This is a genomic window from Glutamicibacter sp. HZAU (assembly GCF_004100365.1).
Taxonomy (GTDB): Bacteria; Actinomycetota; Actinomycetes; order Actinomycetales; family Micrococcaceae; genus Glutamicibacter; species Glutamicibacter nicotianae.
The window spans coordinates 260952-275385 of the sequence record NZ_SCKZ01000002.1 but is presented as its reverse complement, the minus strand read 5'-3'; the positions used below and the strand labels follow the sequence as shown (position 1 = coordinate 275385).

General features: G+C 62.5%; 15 protein-coding genes, 1 tRNA gene and 1 pseudogene. 6 read left to right on the top strand and 11 right to left on the bottom strand.

Annotation, left to right across the window (positions count from 1 at the left end; all coding sequences use genetic code 11):
- The first annotated feature begins 46 nt into the window (after nt 1–46).
- From EKH49_RS03850 to EKH49_RS03840, 3 genes are all read left to right on the top strand, one after another.
- Entirely contained in the window at nt 47–340 is a 294-nt protein-coding gene (locus tag EKH49_RS03850; protein WP_058255293.1) for a helix-turn-helix domain-containing protein, read from the top strand.
- A gap of 52 nt (nt 341–392) precedes the next feature.
- Nucleotides 393–1415 carry an LLM class flavin-dependent oxidoreductase gene (locus tag EKH49_RS03845; RefSeq protein ID WP_128469779.1) on the top strand — a complete coding sequence of 341 codons (1023 nt, stop codon included), beginning with the start codon at nt 393–395 and terminating at the stop codon, nt 1413–1415.
- A gap of 110 nt (nt 1416–1525) precedes the next feature.
- Nucleotides 1526–1963: a 6,7-dimethyl-8-ribityllumazine synthase gene (locus tag EKH49_RS03840; protein ID WP_128469778.1), complete on the top strand. Its 438-nt coding sequence runs from the start codon at nt 1526–1528 to the stop codon at nt 1961–1963.
- 104 nt (nt 1964–2067) lie between these two features.
- Here the strand turns inward: EKH49_RS03840 and EKH49_RS03835 are convergent, their stop codons facing one another.
- Complete coding sequence (locus EKH49_RS03835; protein ID WP_128469777.1) at nt 2068–2715, bottom strand: DUF6308 family protein; 648 nt, start codon at nt 2713–2715, stop codon at nt 2068–2070.
- 136 nt (nt 2716–2851) lie between these two features.
- Between EKH49_RS03835 and EKH49_RS03830 the strand changes: the two genes are divergently transcribed.
- A complete protein-coding gene (locus EKH49_RS03830) occupies nt 2852–3226 on the top strand; it encodes a PH domain-containing protein (RefSeq protein ID WP_128469776.1) in 375 nt (124 codons plus the stop codon).
- On the opposite strand, the gene EKH49_RS03825 is transcribed toward EKH49_RS03830, so the two are convergent.
- From EKH49_RS03825 to EKH49_RS17155, 5 genes and pseudogenes are all read right to left on the bottom strand, one after another.
- Complete coding sequence (locus tag EKH49_RS03825; RefSeq protein ID WP_128469775.1) at nt 3214–4461, bottom strand: glycerate kinase family protein; 1248 nt, start codon at nt 4459–4461, stop codon at nt 3214–3216. The two genes, EKH49_RS03830 and EKH49_RS03825, sit on opposite strands and share 13 nt — an antisense overlap.
- 57 nt (nt 4462–4518) lie before the next feature.
- Nucleotides 4519–4977, bottom strand: a complete 459-nt coding sequence (locus EKH49_RS16825; protein ID WP_236641022.1) for a hypothetical protein — start codon at nt 4975–4977, stop codon at nt 4519–4521.
- A gap of 15 nt (nt 4978–4992) precedes the next feature.
- Nucleotides 4993–6078, bottom strand: coding sequence for an SLC13 family permease (locus EKH49_RS03820; RefSeq protein WP_236641021.1), 1086 nt, complete (start codon nt 6076–6078; stop codon nt 4993–4995).
- A complete protein-coding gene (locus EKH49_RS17045) occupies nt 6075–6203 on the bottom strand; it encodes a hypothetical protein (RefSeq protein WP_269088420.1) in 129 nt (42 codons plus the stop codon). Before EKH49_RS17045 ends, EKH49_RS03820 begins: the two co-directional genes overlap by 4 nt.
- 29 nt (nt 6204–6232) lie before the next feature.
- A pseudogene (locus tag EKH49_RS17155) lies at nt 6233–6922 on the bottom strand (HAMP domain-containing sensor histidine kinase); the annotation flags it as partial.
- On the opposite strand from EKH49_RS17155, the gene EKH49_RS16820 reads away from it, so the two are divergent.
- Nucleotides 6815–7477 (top strand): hypothetical protein, encoded by a 663-nt coding sequence (locus EKH49_RS16820; protein ID WP_236641020.1) that lies wholly within the window; start codon nt 6815–6817, stop codon nt 7475–7477. The pseudogene EKH49_RS17155 and the gene EKH49_RS16820 overlap by 108 nt on opposite strands.
- A gap of 365 nt (nt 7478–7842) precedes the next feature.
- Here the strand turns inward: EKH49_RS16820 and EKH49_RS03810 are convergent, their stop codons facing one another.
- The gene (locus tag EKH49_RS03810; RefSeq protein ID WP_128469774.1) at nt 7843–8652 is read right to left on the bottom strand and encodes a DUF4352 domain-containing protein; all 810 of its coding nucleotides are present in this window, start codon (nt 8650–8652) and stop codon (nt 7843–7845) included.
- Between the two features lie 229 nt (nt 8653–8881).
- Between EKH49_RS03810 and EKH49_RS03805 the strand changes: the two genes are divergently transcribed.
- Nucleotides 8882–9709, top strand: a complete 828-nt coding sequence (locus EKH49_RS03805) for a hypothetical protein (protein ID WP_128469773.1) — start codon at nt 8882–8884, stop codon at nt 9707–9709.
- Between the two features lie 128 nt (nt 9710–9837).
- Here the strand turns inward: EKH49_RS03805 and EKH49_RS03800 are convergent.
- The 4 genes from EKH49_RS03800 to dusB form a co-directional block, all read right to left on the bottom strand.
- A tRNA-Asn gene (locus EKH49_RS03800) sits at nt 9838–9910 on the bottom strand.
- A gap of 53 nt (nt 9911–9963) precedes the next feature.
- Nucleotides 9964–11847: a DNA primase gene (dnaG, locus tag EKH49_RS03795; RefSeq protein ID WP_128469772.1), complete on the bottom strand. Its 1884-nt coding sequence runs from the start codon at nt 11845–11847 to the stop codon at nt 9964–9966.
- A 9-nt stretch (nt 11848–11856) separates the two neighbouring features.
- Complete coding sequence (locus EKH49_RS03790) at nt 11857–13140, bottom strand: deoxyguanosinetriphosphate triphosphohydrolase (RefSeq protein ID WP_128469771.1); 1284 nt, start codon at nt 13138–13140, stop codon at nt 11857–11859.
- Between the two features lie 77 nt (nt 13141–13217).
- The gene (gene dusB / locus EKH49_RS03785; RefSeq protein ID WP_442903493.1) at nt 13218–14420 is read right to left on the bottom strand and encodes a tRNA dihydrouridine synthase DusB; all 1203 of its coding nucleotides are present in this window, start codon (nt 14418–14420) and stop codon (nt 13218–13220) included.
- Between the last annotated feature and the right edge of the window lie 14 nt (nt 14421–14434).

The window sequence follows — 14434 nt, the reverse complement described above, 5'->3', positions numbered from 1 at the left end:
TCCAATTATTATACCGGTCAAACATTACCGGTACTATAATTTTCCCATGGTCAGATTGCCGCTTACTCCCCGCGAAATCGAGCAGGGAAAGAACCTTGGTGCACTGCTTCGGCGGGCGCGCGGGGAACGCACCATCCTCGATATCGCGCTCGAGGCCGGGCTTTCCCCTGAAACATTGCGGAAAATCGAGACCGGACGGGTAGCCACTCCCGCGTTCTCAACCATCGCCGCAATTGCAGCAGTGCTGGACCTCTCCCTGGACAGCATCTGGTCCAGCATGAACGACGCGGAGCCGGATAGGGCCGCAGGGCTTTCGGATAGGCGGCTGCTGCGCCGCTAGCCATGCTGGTCCGCCGCGGAATAACGGGATGCGGCCGCTTGTTGCCCCAAGCATGAAGAACATCGGTTTTTTGTCCTTCGGCCACTGGACCGACCATCCGCAATCCGGCACCCGCTCAGCATCCGACGCACTGCTGCAGGCCATCGACCTGGCAGTCGCAGCCGAGGAGCTCGGCGCGGACGGCGCCTACTTCCGCGTGCACCATTTCGCGCAGCAATACGCTTCCCCGTTCCCGCTGCTCGCCGCCATCGGCGCACGGACCAGCCGCATTGAGATCGGCACCGGCGTGATCGACATGCGCTACGAGAACCCGTTGTACATGGCCGAGGATGCAGGTTCAGCCGACCTGATTTCCAATCGCCGGCTGCAGCTGGGCATCAGCCGCGGCTCGCCCGAGCAGGTTATCGACGGTTGGCGGCATTTCGGTTTCGAGCCCCGCGAGGGCGAATCGGATGCCGACATGGGCCGCCGCCATGCCGAGCGGCTGCTCGAAGTGCTCTCCGGCGAGGGCTTCGCCGAACCCAGCCCCAAGCCGATGTTCCCCAACCCTCCCGGATTGCTGCGCATCGAACCGCACTCCAGCACCTTGCGAGAGCGCATCTGGTGGGGTTCGGGCTCCAATGCCACCGCAGTGTGGGCGGCGAAGCTGGGCATGAACCTGCAAAGCTCCACGCTGAAGGACGATGAATCCGGCAAGCCTTTCCACGTCCAGCAGGCCGAGCAGATCGCGCTCTACCGCCAGGCGTGGAAGGATGCCGGCCATGTCCGCGAGCCACGGGTTTCGGTCAGCCGCAGCATTTTCGCGCTGACCGACGAGCGCGACTGGCAGTACTTTGGCCGCGACCGCTACAGCTCCGACCAGGTGGGCAACATCGATGCGAAGACCCGGGCGGTCTTCGGCAAGTCCTATGCCGGGGAACCCGATGAGCTGGCCAAGAAGCTGGCCGAGGACGAAGCCATCGCCGCAGCCGACACGCTGCTGCTGACCGTTCCGAACCAGTTGGGCGTCGATTACAACGCGCATGTCATCGAATCGGTGCTCAAGCACGTGGCCCCGCAATTGGGTTGGCGATGAACCGGCCGAATCGTTACGCGGAATCCTTTCCCAGTTATTCCATTGAGACCTGCGCCACTAGGGTGGATCCAGAGAACAGGAAAATTGCACGCAGATACAGGGAGCAACTCATGAGCAAGCCATTGAACGTCGCCTTCATCAAGGCCAGCTGGCACGCGGACATCGTTGACCAGGCGCTTGCCGGGTTCAAGGCCGAGATGGAAGCTTCCGGGCAAGAATGCTCCATCAACGTCGTTGCCGTGCCCGGTGCCTATGAAATGCCGCTGCAGGCGATGCGCCTGGCGAAGACCGGGAAGTACGATGCCGTGGTGGCCGCGGCCCTGGTGGTTGATGGCGGCATCTACCGCCACGATTTCGTAGCCCAAGCTGTCGTCGATGGCCTGATGCGTGTGCAGCTGGACACCGATGTGCCGACCTTCTCAGTCAGCCTGACCCCGCACCACTTCCACTCGAGCGATGAGCACCAGGCCTTCTATTTCGAGCATTTCCTGAAGAAGGGTGCGGAAGCTGCCCGCGCAGTGCGGGCAGTGGCAGCTATCGAACTCTAGCGAATTCGCGAAAACAGGAGTGCCGCCTTGGCCAAGATTTCACCGGCCAAGGCGGCACACCTGCGTTGTTTCGAAATGCTATACCTGCCACGGATCTACAATGGTCATTTTTCACGCTTACCTTGCTTCCACAAGGCAATGTCCAAAACTCGCAATAGCGACAAATGATGTTGGCCTGCTGCAAGCCTGATCGCTCTGAGCATGTCTACGAATTCGGCTGCTTCAGGCGAACCGTCGTGGAACGCGGAATACCAAGCGTTCCACTGTTCTCCGCTACCCTTGATGCCGACAACTGCTTTGACAACCGAATCATAAACCGGAATTAAATCTGGCCGTTTACGAGCCATAATTTTGCTCACCTTGGTTTGGCCGAGGTCCCAAGGATCGTCATACTGCCGCAGAATCTTCCACAATTTATCTGCAGGCGATCCCGGGGCGAGATATTTCTCGAATAGCTCAGGCGTCAGATTCTCAAACTTCAAGTCCTGCGGAATTTGTGACAGCAATTCACTGATTTGCTCGGCTAGTGTTTCAAGGATTCCCAAGGAAGCCTGCGCTGGCACTTCCACGGACAGCATCGACACTGCCACCAAGTCGATCGCAGTGATCTGATTTGGATCAATGTCGACATCTTCGCCGAGAGTTTCAAAGCGGGATCCAGAATATTTTGGCCGGCCGTTTTCCATGGTCGCAAAATAGTCCTGTATATCGGTTACCGCAGAGTCGAAGTCGACTTTTGATCGAAGTTGCATTTATGCCGATCCCATCCTTGGTTGAATCTCTGATCATTACAACATATCCGAGAATACCGACGCTTTGGACTGGCAATCTTGATTTAGGAAATTAGGCGTCACGTAGTTTGTCCGCCGCACTCGATACGCTCGATGCATGATCGATTTCAATAATTCTTCCGTCTTCAAATTGGGTCCCTGGGACCTGTCGCAGGTAGCTCCTGAAATCATGCCCATGCTGGTTGCTGGCGAAGAGCTGCAGGCCGCCTTCAAGGGCGCCCGCGACTACGTGGTGTTCACCAATAAGCGGCTCATCGCCGTCAATGTGCAAGGCATGACCGGCAAGAAGCGGGACTACACCTCGTTGCCGTATTCTAAGGTCCAGTCGTTCTCGGTTGAAACGGCTGGAACCTTCGATCTGGATGCTGAACTGGATCTCTGGTTCAGCTCACTGGGCAAGGTCCGCTTGGAGTTCAAGGGCAAAGTGGATATCCGTGCCCTGTCCCAGCTGGTCGCCGGCTACGTCTTGTAGCGGAATCTTTTACCAGGCACGCGCGGGCTCAGCCGTGCCGCCGCCATCGACGCGCCCAGGATGATGGTGCGCATGAAGCGTTCGGCCGCTTCGATGAGCAGCCGTTCCCCGTCATCCACTGCTTCCTGCAATGTCATGGGAATGGGCATGATCGAGGCAATGGCATCGATGCCGATATCATGCACGTCGCGGCAGCCGCGGCCCAGCGTTCCTGCCAAGGCCACCACCGGCACCCCATGCAGCGAGGCGCGCCGCGCAACTTCCGCCGGCACCTTGCCCTTGGGCGTCTGGAAGTCGATGGCGCCTTCTGCGGTGATGACCAGGTCCGCTCCGCGCAGCATCGAATCCAGATCGATGCCGGCCAAGCCCGAGTCCAGGATCGCCTCGAAGCGGGGCAAGAGCACCGCCCCGACTGCGGCCAGCCCGGCACCCAGTCCGCCCGAAGCACCGGATCCGGGGGCCAAGGCGAAATCGGTGGAGCGCGCGGACTCCAGCGCATCGCGGCGCAGGATCGAAGCCCAGCGTTCAAAGCCTGCCGACATGCTTTCCACCTGTTCCTCGGTGGCACCCTTCTGCGGGCCGAATACGCGCGCCACACCGCGCGGTCCGGTCAGCACATTGTGCTGGTTCAACGCCATCGTGATCTGCACCTGCCCGGCGGCCAATGCCGGGTGCAGGCCGGAAAGATCCAGCCGGTCCACGCGTCCGAGGTAATTTCCGCCGGCTTTGACCTCGCGGCCCTTGGCATCGAGCATCCGTGCTCCCAGTGCCTGCAATGCGCCCATACCGCCATCGGAGGTGCCCGAGTCGCCGCAGCCCACCAGGATCTTCGAAGCCCCCGCATCGATCGCGGCCGCGATCAGCTCCCCCACTCCGTAACTGGTCGTGGTTCCCGGATCCCGCTGGTCGCGGGGAACCAGCCGCAGGCCGGCCGCGGCTGCCATTTCCACGACCGCGGTTCCTGCCGCCTCGCCGCCGAGCATCGCATAGTGCGACTGGACCTGCTGGCCGACCGGACCGGTGACCGTGACCGGGACCAGCTGGCCGCCGGTAGCGCAGGCCAGGGTTTCTGCGGTGCCTTCGCCGCCATCGGCGATGGGCACGGCCTTGACTGCCGCTCCGGGCAATGCCCGGCGGACGCCGGCGCCGATGGCTGCCGCCACGGCTGCCGCGTCGAGGGATTCCTTGAAACCCGATGGTGCAACCAGGATGCGTTGTGGAAGTGAGTGTGCCATGATTCTTTGTCCTTTTCAGTGAGGATGGATGCGTTGGAAATGAAGCTTTGAAGTGAGTCAGAGGAACAGCGGCAGTCCCATGGCCGGCCAGATCCAGAAGGCGAAGGCCAGGACCAGCAGGACCATGAGCGGTCCGAGCACCGCGCTCAGGCGCAGCAGGTCTGCTGGCCGATAGGTTTCGATGCCTTCGATCTCGGAGAACAGGTTCACCGGTTTCGCGCTGCTGGTCAGGGTGTGGCAGAAACCGGCCGCGGCGGTGGACGCCAGCGCAATGGCCACCGCATTGACCCCGACGCCCGGGGCGAGGGACACCACCAGCGGGATCAGCACCGCTGAGCGGGCCGAGCGGGACTGGATGACCAGGTGCGCCGCGGCGGAGATCACCACCACCAGAATGGTGAAGACCCAGGCGGCGGCAGCTCCGAGCTGCTCTACCGGGCCAAGCACCCGGCGGGCCAGCCAGTCGGCGGCCCCTGTTCCGGCGAGCGCGGTCCCCAAGGTCAGGGTCGCTGCCATGAAGATCAGCATCGATCACGGCACCCCCTTCAAGGCCTTGGCCAAGCCGACCGAGCCGTATCCCGGACTGGCGACCAGCAACGAGCCGAGCAGGGCCACGATGGCTGGGTGGAGCTGGTGCAGCGGCTCGGTGCACCAGAGCGCCACCACCGCCGCGACCAGCAGCGCTGCCCTGGATTGCCCTACCGTGAGCGGACCGGTGAGCGGCACCGGCGAATGCTCCTGCAGCCGTTCGATGCTCACGGCCAGCGGCTGGGCACGATCTTCGGCGCGGGTGAACATCCACAGCACCAGTTCGGCGCACAGATGCGAGGAAACGAACGCCAACGGCAAGCCGTAGACCAGCCAGCCGGCGAAGGAGAAACCTTCATGCCCTGAGGCCGTGAGGATCTGGCTGGTGATCAGGTGCGCTCCCGCACCCAGGTAGGATGCCACCGCCGAAAGCAGGATGACCGAGGGGAAAACCAGGGCCAGGGCCAAGACGACACGGCGGCGATCTGCCAGGGCCTCGGCCAGGGCGATGAACACCGGGATGGCCAGGGCCGCGCGCCCGGAGGTGGAGGGCACCGCGAAAGCGGTGGCAACCAGCACCCCGGTGCTCAGGTGGATCAGCTGCCGCGGGGTGTTCGCGCCCGCGGCGATCCAGGCCGCGGCACGGGTCGCCAGTCCGGTGGCGGTGATCCCCGCCGCGATCACGAAGGCGGCCAGCAGCAGCCAGATGGTGTCTTCGCCCAGCGAGGAGAACAGTTCGGCTTCGGGCAGCACCCCCATGAGCACCAGCACCACCGCTGCACCCAGGGCGATGAAGGTATCGCCGACCGGCGAGAAGATCCAGAGCCAGATGGCCACGGCGAAAACCGCCAAGGTCAGGGCTCCTTGCGCCGGCAGTGCCTGCGCTGTCCCGGCCGCCGGGCCGAAGGCTCCGTAGGCGCACCAGGCAAGGAAGGCCAGCAGGAGCAGCGCGGCGATGATCCGCGCGAAGTTCTGCCTGCTCCACCGGCTTGGTGCCGCGCCGGCCTTGCCCGGTTCGGCGCTCTGGCCCATGGGCCGCTGGGCGGTGTAGCGGAATCCCGCGCGGGGCGCGGTTGGCTTGATGCTCATGACTCGCCTCCAAGGCTGCTGGCCATGGATTGGGCGAAGTCTTCCTCGCAGCTGCTGCCTTGCCCGGCGTCGGCCAGCGGCAAGGAGAATCCGAAGCTGGTCCCGTTGCCCTGCCCTGATTCCACCCAAGCCGTGCCGCCTGGGCTTCGGCGACCGCTTTCACCACGGCCAGTCCGAGACCCATGCCGGATCCCTGCTCGCCGGTACCCGGTGCGCTGCGGTAGTTCTCCAGCAGGGCACGGGCCTCTTCCGGATCCAAGGCCGGTCCATCATTGGCAACCCAGAAGCTGGCCATGCCATCGGCTGCGGCAGAACCGATCCGGATGCTTTGACCGTCTTCGGTATGCGCGACCGCATTCTGGATCAGCTGGTGCATTCCCTGGGCTACGCGTAGCGGATCCAGCCATGCCTGGGCCTTGGCGGACTCGGCGATCCTGAATCGGCGGTCCGGGTAGGCTCCCGGACGGGAAGCCGCCGCGGCGACATCCGCCGTGACTTCGCCAACGGAGATCATCTGCCGATGGATGAAGTTCGGGGTGGAGCTTTGCGCCAGCAGGTCCAGGTCGGCAAGGGTCTGCCCTATCTGCGAAATATGGGCGTGCGCGGTGCTGATGATGGCGTTGCGTTGCTTGCGCGGAAGATCTTCCTCATTCAGCTTCTGCAGGGCGGAGGCCAGCTGGCGTTGCGGGCCGCCTAGGTGCTCGCGTGCTTCGGAGATGAAGTGGAGTTGGGCCAGATGCGAAGCTTCAACCCGGTCGAGCATCGCGTTCAGCGTGCTGGCCAGCTGCGCCGGGTCGTCCCGTCCTTCCACCGGAACGCGGGCCGAAAGGTCATTGGCGGTAATCGATGCGGCGGTTTCGCTCATGGTGCGGATGGGGCGCATGATCTGGCCGGCTGCCAGCCAGGCGATGCCCGCCGTCAGGGCCAGTCCCCCGGCTGCTACGCCAAAGAGCATCGTTGCTTGCCGGTTGGCTTCGTCCTGGGCACCGCCGATAAAGTGCGCAACGACCAGGTGCGCCTGGTGGCCTTCGCCGTTGGCCCCGGAGGCATCTTTCGCCTCGGCTTTCGCCCAGTGGACCGTCCCGTGGTTGCTTTCCAGGATTCCAGAGGTCTTCGCGTCATTGAGAATCCGTCCCAGGAGCACCGGGTCTTCAGCCAGCCAGCTCCCGGCCTGGTTTGCGGCGGTTCCTGCGGCGAGCACCCGCCCGTCGGCCTGGCCGATGATCGCTTCGCCGGCCATTGGCTGCTGGCGGGCCAGATAGCGTTCCATCAATTCGCCCATGGAGGAAAACGGCCGGGCAGTCTTCGGGTCCAGCCCCTCAGCCGCGAATGTCCGGAACTCCTCGATTTCCTGCGCGATGCCCACGTTGGCTGCCTCGGCGACCTGGCCGGAGGATGAGAAGTATGCGACGAATCATGTTTTGAACATTAAAAAACCCTTGTGAGGAGCTCATTAGGCACTTGTTAGAAGATCATGGCTCGCCCATGAGAAGTAAATGAGAACGTTCGGAAAACCGCGATTTCCAGCGCTTTTCCGGGACTCTGGCTTGGGGAAAATCCCATGAAAATTTCTTCAATCCCACCGGTTTCCGTGTTCCTAGTGCTGTAACAATCGCCGGCTGGCCTACGGCCGATCCAGCGGGCGGCAGGGATTCGTCGAAGTCGGCGGACGGCCGGCTCCGGCTCCGCCGGCGCGAATGAAAAGCGGCACAAAAAGAGGCTCCGCCATCCTTGATTGGATGGCGGAGCCTCTTCGAATGCGAGCTACTTGGTGGCCCAGAGCACCGATTCGTCCGAGAACGAGATCGTCTCGCTCACACGGATTTTCGCATCTTCCACGGCCTCGGCCGGCACGTCGAAGACTACCTGGTAGCTTCCCTTGCCGCCGTTGGCCAGGGTAGGCAGATCGGTGCCCGGCTTCGCGGGGACTGCGAACGAGCTGGTCGTGCTGTAGATGCTGGCATCCGATCCCACGAGTTCTGGATTCAGATCCAACCAGGCATCTCCCTCTTCGTCTCCGTTGTAGACAACCGAAAGATCCACAAGGACGTACTGCCCTTCGGCCTTCTCATTGAACTCGTTGGCCTTGGCGATCTCTGCTCCGGCATCCAGATTCACTGCGCTGACGTTCACCGAATACTCGCCAACGGTAGCCGCCTGTCCCAAGGCCAGTACCTGTGATTCATCTTCGGCCTGCTCGATGACCTCCGCCGGGGCTGCCACCTCGCCGTCCGAGGCGTCGGCAATATCGTTGGCAACCTCGTCGATCGCCTTCACGTAGGCTGCCTGGGTGGCAAACACGAGGATGATGGCGACGATGGAGATGATGCTCGATGCGATGCCCAAGCCCTTGCTGCCATGGCGCTTGGAGGCGACGACGAGCGAGATGATGCCGAGCACCAGGGCAACGAAGCCGAGCACCGCGGCGATGTTGTTGACGATCGGCACCCAGCACAGAACCAAGGCAACGATGCCTACAACCAGGGCTGCGATGCCCAGGCCCTTGCCAGCAGAGGTCTTGGCCTGGGGCACCGGCGGCACCACATTCGGGTCGAGCGGATTTTGTACAGACATGAAAGCTTCTTTCGAGTGAAGACGGCGCCCAGCTGGCACCGAGTCGGCGATCGGCTCAAGCGGATGACTGCTTCAGCCGATTCGGAGTCTTTGTTGACTCTTCAAAAGCTTGTCATTGCGCACCGACAATTTAGCTTCCCGCAATTCATTGCCTGCAATTCTGCCGGGAATTTTCCTTCCCTTGGCGGGCCGTTCGCACAACCCGGGCGATTAATTACAGAATGCAGTCATGGCCACTTCAATCGAACGTTCTCCGGGCCGGAGCACGCTGCGCTATGTGCGCCTGATGCTGCTCGTGGTGCCCCTGCTCCTCGTCGTCGCGATTGTCATCTATGGCATTGCCAACCAGCGCATCGAAGACTCGCTGAGTTCCTACTACCTGGGACCGGCACGAGACCTCTTCGTCGCAATGCTGGTGACTACCGGGGTGCTGCTGGTGGTCTATACCGGAGAAGAGCTGGAAGATTTTGCCCTGAATTTAGCCGGCTTCTACGCCATGTTCGTTGCAGTGGTCCCGACCAGGCTGGGAGAAACGCTAGCAAGCCTGCCAATCGGCGAGCAGCAGCGGCTGATCTTCTCCGTGCAGGTATCGGTCATTGCGGTACTCGTCGTCAGCGTGGTTTTCATCTGGCTGGGAATCCGGACCAGCAACGCTCCGCACCGCGCGCTGTTCCAGAGCAACTTGACCAAAATCCTGGGATTGCTCAGCACCCTGCTCCTGATCGCCTTTGTCCTTCTGCTGTTGTGGCGGACCATCGAAGGCAGGCAGTTCGCCGGAGTGCATGCCAGCGCCGCGTTCCTGCTGATTTTCTCCATGGGCATCGCCATCGCCAGCCATCTGGATCATAGGCCGCTGTGCTCCATGGATACCAGCGGCGGCAAGAAGACCCACTATGCAATCCTCTTGGTACTGATGCTGCTCGGACTGATTGCCTGGCCGATTCTGCTGGCACTGGGTATTGAGGAAGCACTGTTCATTGTCGAATGGTTCGAGATCGGCCTGTTCTCGTACTTCTGGTATCTGGAATCCCGGCGCTTGTGGAACCTGGCGGACTGACTGCTGCAGGAAAAATTGCACCGGCGTGCCCGGCCAATGTCCCCGATAAACGCCTCGTGGATTCCGGGCTTCTCAGGCGAAAATAAAAAGTTCCGGCTCGCAGATGCGAGCCGGAACTTTTCTGTAAGCTCCTCCAACTGGACTTGAACCAGTAACCCTTCGATTAACAGTCGAATGCTCTGCCAATTGAGCTATGGAGGATTGCAACGAGATATAACTTTACCCAAGAATCCCGTGATTGCAAAATCGGGATCCTAGGTCCCGCGCAAGATCCTCCGGCGCATTTCCAGTTCCATCAATTCTCGGTTGATCTGGGCATATTCTTCACCCTCAGGTTCCATTTCCGCACGCTGAAGCCGGCCGATGAGCTCAGCCTTGCGGTGTGTGATTTGAAGCTCAATCAATCCGTTGATGATGTCGGCGCAGTAGCGGTTCAGGCTGTGCTCATCCGATGCCGGAATGCTGGTCACGGCAAGTTCCGAAACGAAGCTGCGCAATTGCTCGGGAACTTCGTTGCGGATCACTTCAACCCAGGAGGTCGCCGAGGCACCCGCGCTGGAAGCGGCAACGATCCCGTCATGGACAGCCGAATGGGCCGGGGCCAGGAATCGGGCCTCGTAGAACGCCTGCCACTGCTCATCCTTCAGCCGTTGCGGCTGCTGGATGACAACTTCCAGTGCCTGCCGCTCAAGGCGCATCACCGGGTCTCGGTGATCCGGGCGTTCGAAGGCCGGCGCGGCCGGGATGGCCGGTCCGGCTTCGCCTGGCTGCGGGCGCGGTGCCTGCAGCTCGGCGTTTTTCGGCAACCGGGCGCGCTTGATGGAGGCGCCGACCGAGCGGTTGACGTCCTCGTTGTTCATTCCCAGCCAACCGGCCAGCTCGCGGGCATACGCCGGACGAATGGCGGAGTCGCGGATCTGGGCAACGATGGGGGCGGTCTGGCGCAAGGCCTGGACTCGTCCTTCAACGGTGTTCAGATTGAATTTCTTCAGTTCCGCACGGATGGCGAATTCGAACAGCGGACGCTTGAGCTCAATGAGCTCGCGTACCGCTTCATCCCCGCGGTGCAAGCGCAAATCGCAGGGGTCGGCACCGGTTGGCTCAACGCACACGTAGGTCTGGGCGATGAACCGCTGGTCTTCTTCGAACGCGCGCAACGCGGCCTTCTGGCCCGCGGCGTCGCCGTCAAAGGTGAAGACCACTTCGCCTCCGGTGCCGTCATCCTGCAGCAGGCGGCGGGCAATCTTGATGTGGTCGGTGCCGAACGCGGTACCGCAGGTGGCCACCGCGGTGGTGATGCCAGCCAGATGGCAGGCCATCACGTCGGTGTAGCCTTCCACCACGACAATCTGCCGGCTCTTGGAGATCTGCTTCTTGGCCAGGTCGATGCCGTAAAGCACCTGGGACTTCTTGTAGAGCTGGGTCTCCGGGGTGTTCAGGTACTTCGGCCCCTGGTCGTCCTCGTAGAGCTTGCGCGCACCGAAGCCGATGGTTGCACCTGACAGGTCGCGGATCGGCCACATGACTCGTCCGCGGAACCGGTCGTAGATGCCGCGGTTGCCTTCGGAGAACATGCCGGTGAGCTTCAGCTCGTCATCGACGAAGCCCTTGGAACGCAGGTGCTTGAGCAGCGAATCCCAGCCCTTGGGCGCATAGCCTACCGAGAATTGGGCGGCGACTTCCGCGTCGAAGCCGCGGCCGGCGAGGAACTCGCGGCCCGCGGCGCCTTCATCGGTGGCCAGCTGCGCGCGGAAGAATTCCTCGGCGACCTTGTGCGCGTCGACCAGGCGCTGGCGCTTGCCGTAGTCCTCGCGGCGCGGTCCCGGTCCCCCGTCCTCGTAGTGCAGCTCGTAGTTGATCCGGGCGGCGAGCAGTTCCACGGTTTCGGTGAACGAGGAGTGGTCCATTTTCTGGATGAAGGCGATGACATCGCCGGACTCGCCGCAGCCGAAGCAATGGAAGGTGCCCAGCTGCGGGCGGATATGGAAGGACGGGCTGCGTTCATCGTGGAAAGGGCACAGGCCCTTGTACGAGCCGATGCCCGCGGATTTGAGCGTGACATAGGATTCGACGACCTCGCGCAGGTCGGTGCGGTTGCGCACCTCGTCGATATCTTCACGCTTGATCAGCCCTGCCATGATTCCCTTCTAGAACAACTTTGCGTCAGGGGCTTCGCCCTTGACCAGATACGAGTGCCATTCGGTGGCCGATACGTCGGTGAGCGAGGCGACCTGGTCAATCACCACGCGCAGCTGCGCGGCCTCATCAGCGGCGTCCTCCCAGTCGGCTGCGAAGATCGGCTCCAGGTTATCCCGGCCGGTCTCGAAGAGCAGCTGAACCAGTTCGGCCAGCAGCGTGCGCTGGTCCTCGTAGAGCGGCTGGCGCACTTCGGAGGTCATCACGTAGCTGGCGGCGATGCCCTTCATCACGGCAATCTCGTGTTCGGTTTCCTCGGGCACGATCAGGCTCGCGTTGTAGCGGGTGAGCTTGCCGTCCCCGTAGCGGGCACGGGTGGCATCCATGGCAGCGGCGGCGAAACGGCCTATGAACTGGCTGGTCATGTCCTTCAGCGCGGCCATGGAACGCCGCGAGCCGTCGAAGTGGGCAACCCATTCCTCGCTGGCTTCCAGGCGGCGCAGCGCAGCATCGATATCGGCCTCGTCGGTCATCGGCAGGTACCAGTCCTTGGTCACCTGCAGCGCGCGCTCGCGCTGCATATTCTGCTTGAGCCAGCGCAGCTGCAGCTTGCCACCGACAATTGCGTCTTCCACGTCATGCACGGAGTAGGAGATGTCGTCCGCAAGGTCCATGACCTGGCCTTCCATGCAGACTGCTCCCGCGGTGGCCTCCGGAACATTGCGCAGCCAAGCGAAAATCGTCGCGTCGTCTTCATAGACGCCGAACTTCTTGGTCTTCTTGCCGTTGACTTCCGGGGCATCTGCCTTCAGCCACGGGTACTTGCATGCCGCGTCCAGCGAGGCGCGCGAGAGATTCAGCCCGGCCGAATGCCCATTGTGCCTGAAGGTCTTCGTTTCCAGGCGGGTCAGCAAGCGCAGCGTCTGCGCATTGCCCTCGAACCCGCCGATGTCCTTGGCGACCTTGTCCAGGGCTTTTTCCCCATTGTGGCCGAAGGGCGGATGGCCCAGATCATGCGCCAGGCAGGCGGTATCGACGACATCCGGATCGCAGCCCAGGGCTGCACCGAGCTCGCGGCCCACCTGGGCCACTTCCAATGAGTGCGTCAGCCGATTGCGTACGAAGTCATTCTGGTTCGGTGCCACGACCTGGGTCTTGGCACTCAAACGGCGCAATGCCGAGGAATGCAGCACGCGGGCACGGTCCCGCTCAAACGCGGTGCGGTACGACTTCTTTGCTGGTTCAGGCACCCACCGTTGCTGGTCGGCTTCGGTATATCCGGGGATCTGAGTCATGGTTCCCAGTCTAGTGAGTCTTTGCCTGCAATTATGAGTTATCCACTAGTGGCGTAGCCGTGGCCAGCGAATGGGACCTAGCCGCCGGAGATATCCAGTTCGGCGGCCTTGATCATTTCGCGGTGGGCGTCGCTCATCACGCGGTTATCCAGCCAGCCGTCAGGCACGTGGGTCTTCTTCGGGTGGCCGGCACGGCCACGGGTGCCCTCGGCGCCTTCGCCGGGGTACGGCAAATCCAGATCCAGCTGGTCCAGCAGTTCGCGCAGGCGGGCCAGGGATGGCACCTGGGCCAGCTGCGAGCGGATCTCGCCGCCGACCGGGTAGCCCTTGAAATACCAGGCGATGTGCTTGCGGATATCGCGCATGCCCTTGCCCTCGTCCTCGAAGAATTCGGTGAGCAGCTCGCCGTGGCGGTACACGGTCTCAGCCACCTTGCGCACCCCGGGGCGGAAACGGTCCTCGCGGCCTTCGAAGGCAGCCTGCAGGTCGCCGAAGATCCATGGGCGGCCCTGGCAGCCTCGGCCCACCATGATGCCGGCGGCACCGGTCTGCTCCACCATTGCGATGGCGTCCTCGGCGCTGAAGATGTCGCCGTTGCCCAGTACCGGCATATCGTCCATGGTCTCGCGCAAGGTGGCAATGGCCGACCAGTCGGAGTGGCCGGCGTAGTACTGGCCCGCGGTGCGCGCATGCAGGGTCACCGCTGCGGCGCCGTGGTCGCGGGCGATCTTGGCGGACTCCAGGTAGGTCACGTGGTCCTTGTCGATGCCGATGCGCATCTTCACGGTCAGCGGGATATCGCCCTTGGCGGCCTCGGACGTGGCTGCTTCAATGATCGAGGTGTAGAGGTCGGTCTTCCAGGGCAGCGCCGAGCCTCCGCCCTTGCGGGTGACCTTGGGGACCGGGCAGCCGAAGTTCAAATCGACGTGGTCCGCCAGGTTCTCGTCAACCACCATGCGCACGGCGGCACGCACGGTTGCCGGATCCACGCCGTAGATCTGGATGGAGCGGATCTCTTCGTCGGGGTCGTGCGAAATAATGCGCAGGGATTCGGGGTTGCGTTCCACCAGCGCGCGGGCGGTGACCATCTCGGTGACATACAGCCCGCCGCCGTATTCACGGCAGAGGCGGCGGAAGGCGCGGTTGGTCACGCCAGCCATCGGAGCAAGGACCACCGGAGTATCAATGGTCAGCTTGCCCAGCTGCAGCGGTGGCAGCTTGAGGGTCGGAGTGTTGGTTGGCGCATCAGTCAGGGTCGTCACCACTCCATTATCGCCCATGGGGGCAAATCCGG

What these genes read in the sequence shown, in the direction of transcription:
- EKH49_RS16825 (WP_236641022.1), bottom strand. Translation starts at nt 4,977, where the DNA reads ATGGCAGCGACCCTGACCTTGGGGACCGCGCTCGCCGGAACAGGGGCC.
- EKH49_RS03825 (WP_128469775.1), bottom strand. Translation starts at nt 4,461, where the DNA reads ATGGCACACTCACTTCCACAACGCATCCTGGTTGCACCATCGGGTTTC.
- EKH49_RS03810 (WP_128469774.1), bottom strand. Translation starts at nt 8,652, where the DNA reads ATGTCTGTACAAAATCCGCTCGACCCGAATGTGGTGCCGCCGGTGCCC.
- EKH49_RS03845 (WP_128469779.1), top strand. Translation starts at nt 393, where the DNA reads ATGAAGAACATCGGTTTTTTGTCCTTCGGCCACTGGACCGACCATCCG.
- EKH49_RS16820 (WP_236641020.1), top strand. Translation starts at nt 6,815, where the DNA reads ATGCGAAGCTTCAACCCGGTCGAGCATCGCGTTCAGCGTGCTGGCCAG.
- EKH49_RS03790 (WP_128469771.1), bottom strand. Translation starts at nt 13,140, where the DNA reads ATGACTCAGATCCCCGGATATACCGAAGCCGACCAGCAACGGTGGGTG.
- EKH49_RS03805 (WP_128469773.1), top strand. Translation starts at nt 8,882, where the DNA reads ATGGCCACTTCAATCGAACGTTCTCCGGGCCGGAGCACGCTGCGCTAT.
- EKH49_RS03820 (WP_236641021.1), bottom strand. Translation starts at nt 6,078, where the DNA reads ATGAGCATCAAGCCAACCGCGCCCCGCGCGGGATTCCGCTACACCGCC.
- EKH49_RS03830 (WP_128469776.1), top strand. Translation starts at nt 2,852, where the DNA reads ATGATCGATTTCAATAATTCTTCCGTCTTCAAATTGGGTCCCTGGGAC.
- EKH49_RS03835 (WP_128469777.1), bottom strand. Translation starts at nt 2,715, where the DNA reads ATGCAACTTCGATCAAAAGTCGACTTCGACTCTGCGGTAACCGATATA.
- EKH49_RS03840 (WP_128469778.1), top strand. Translation starts at nt 1,526, where the DNA reads ATGAGCAAGCCATTGAACGTCGCCTTCATCAAGGCCAGCTGGCACGCG.
- EKH49_RS03850 (WP_058255293.1), top strand. Translation starts at nt 47, where the DNA reads ATGGTCAGATTGCCGCTTACTCCCCGCGAAATCGAGCAGGGAAAGAAC.
- dnaG (WP_128469772.1), bottom strand. Translation starts at nt 11,847, where the DNA reads ATGGCAGGGCTGATCAAGCGTGAAGATATCGACGAGGTGCGCAACCGC.
- dusB (WP_442903493.1), bottom strand. Translation starts at nt 14,420, where the DNA reads ATGGGCGATAATGGAGTGGTGACGACCCTGACTGATGCGCCAACCAAC.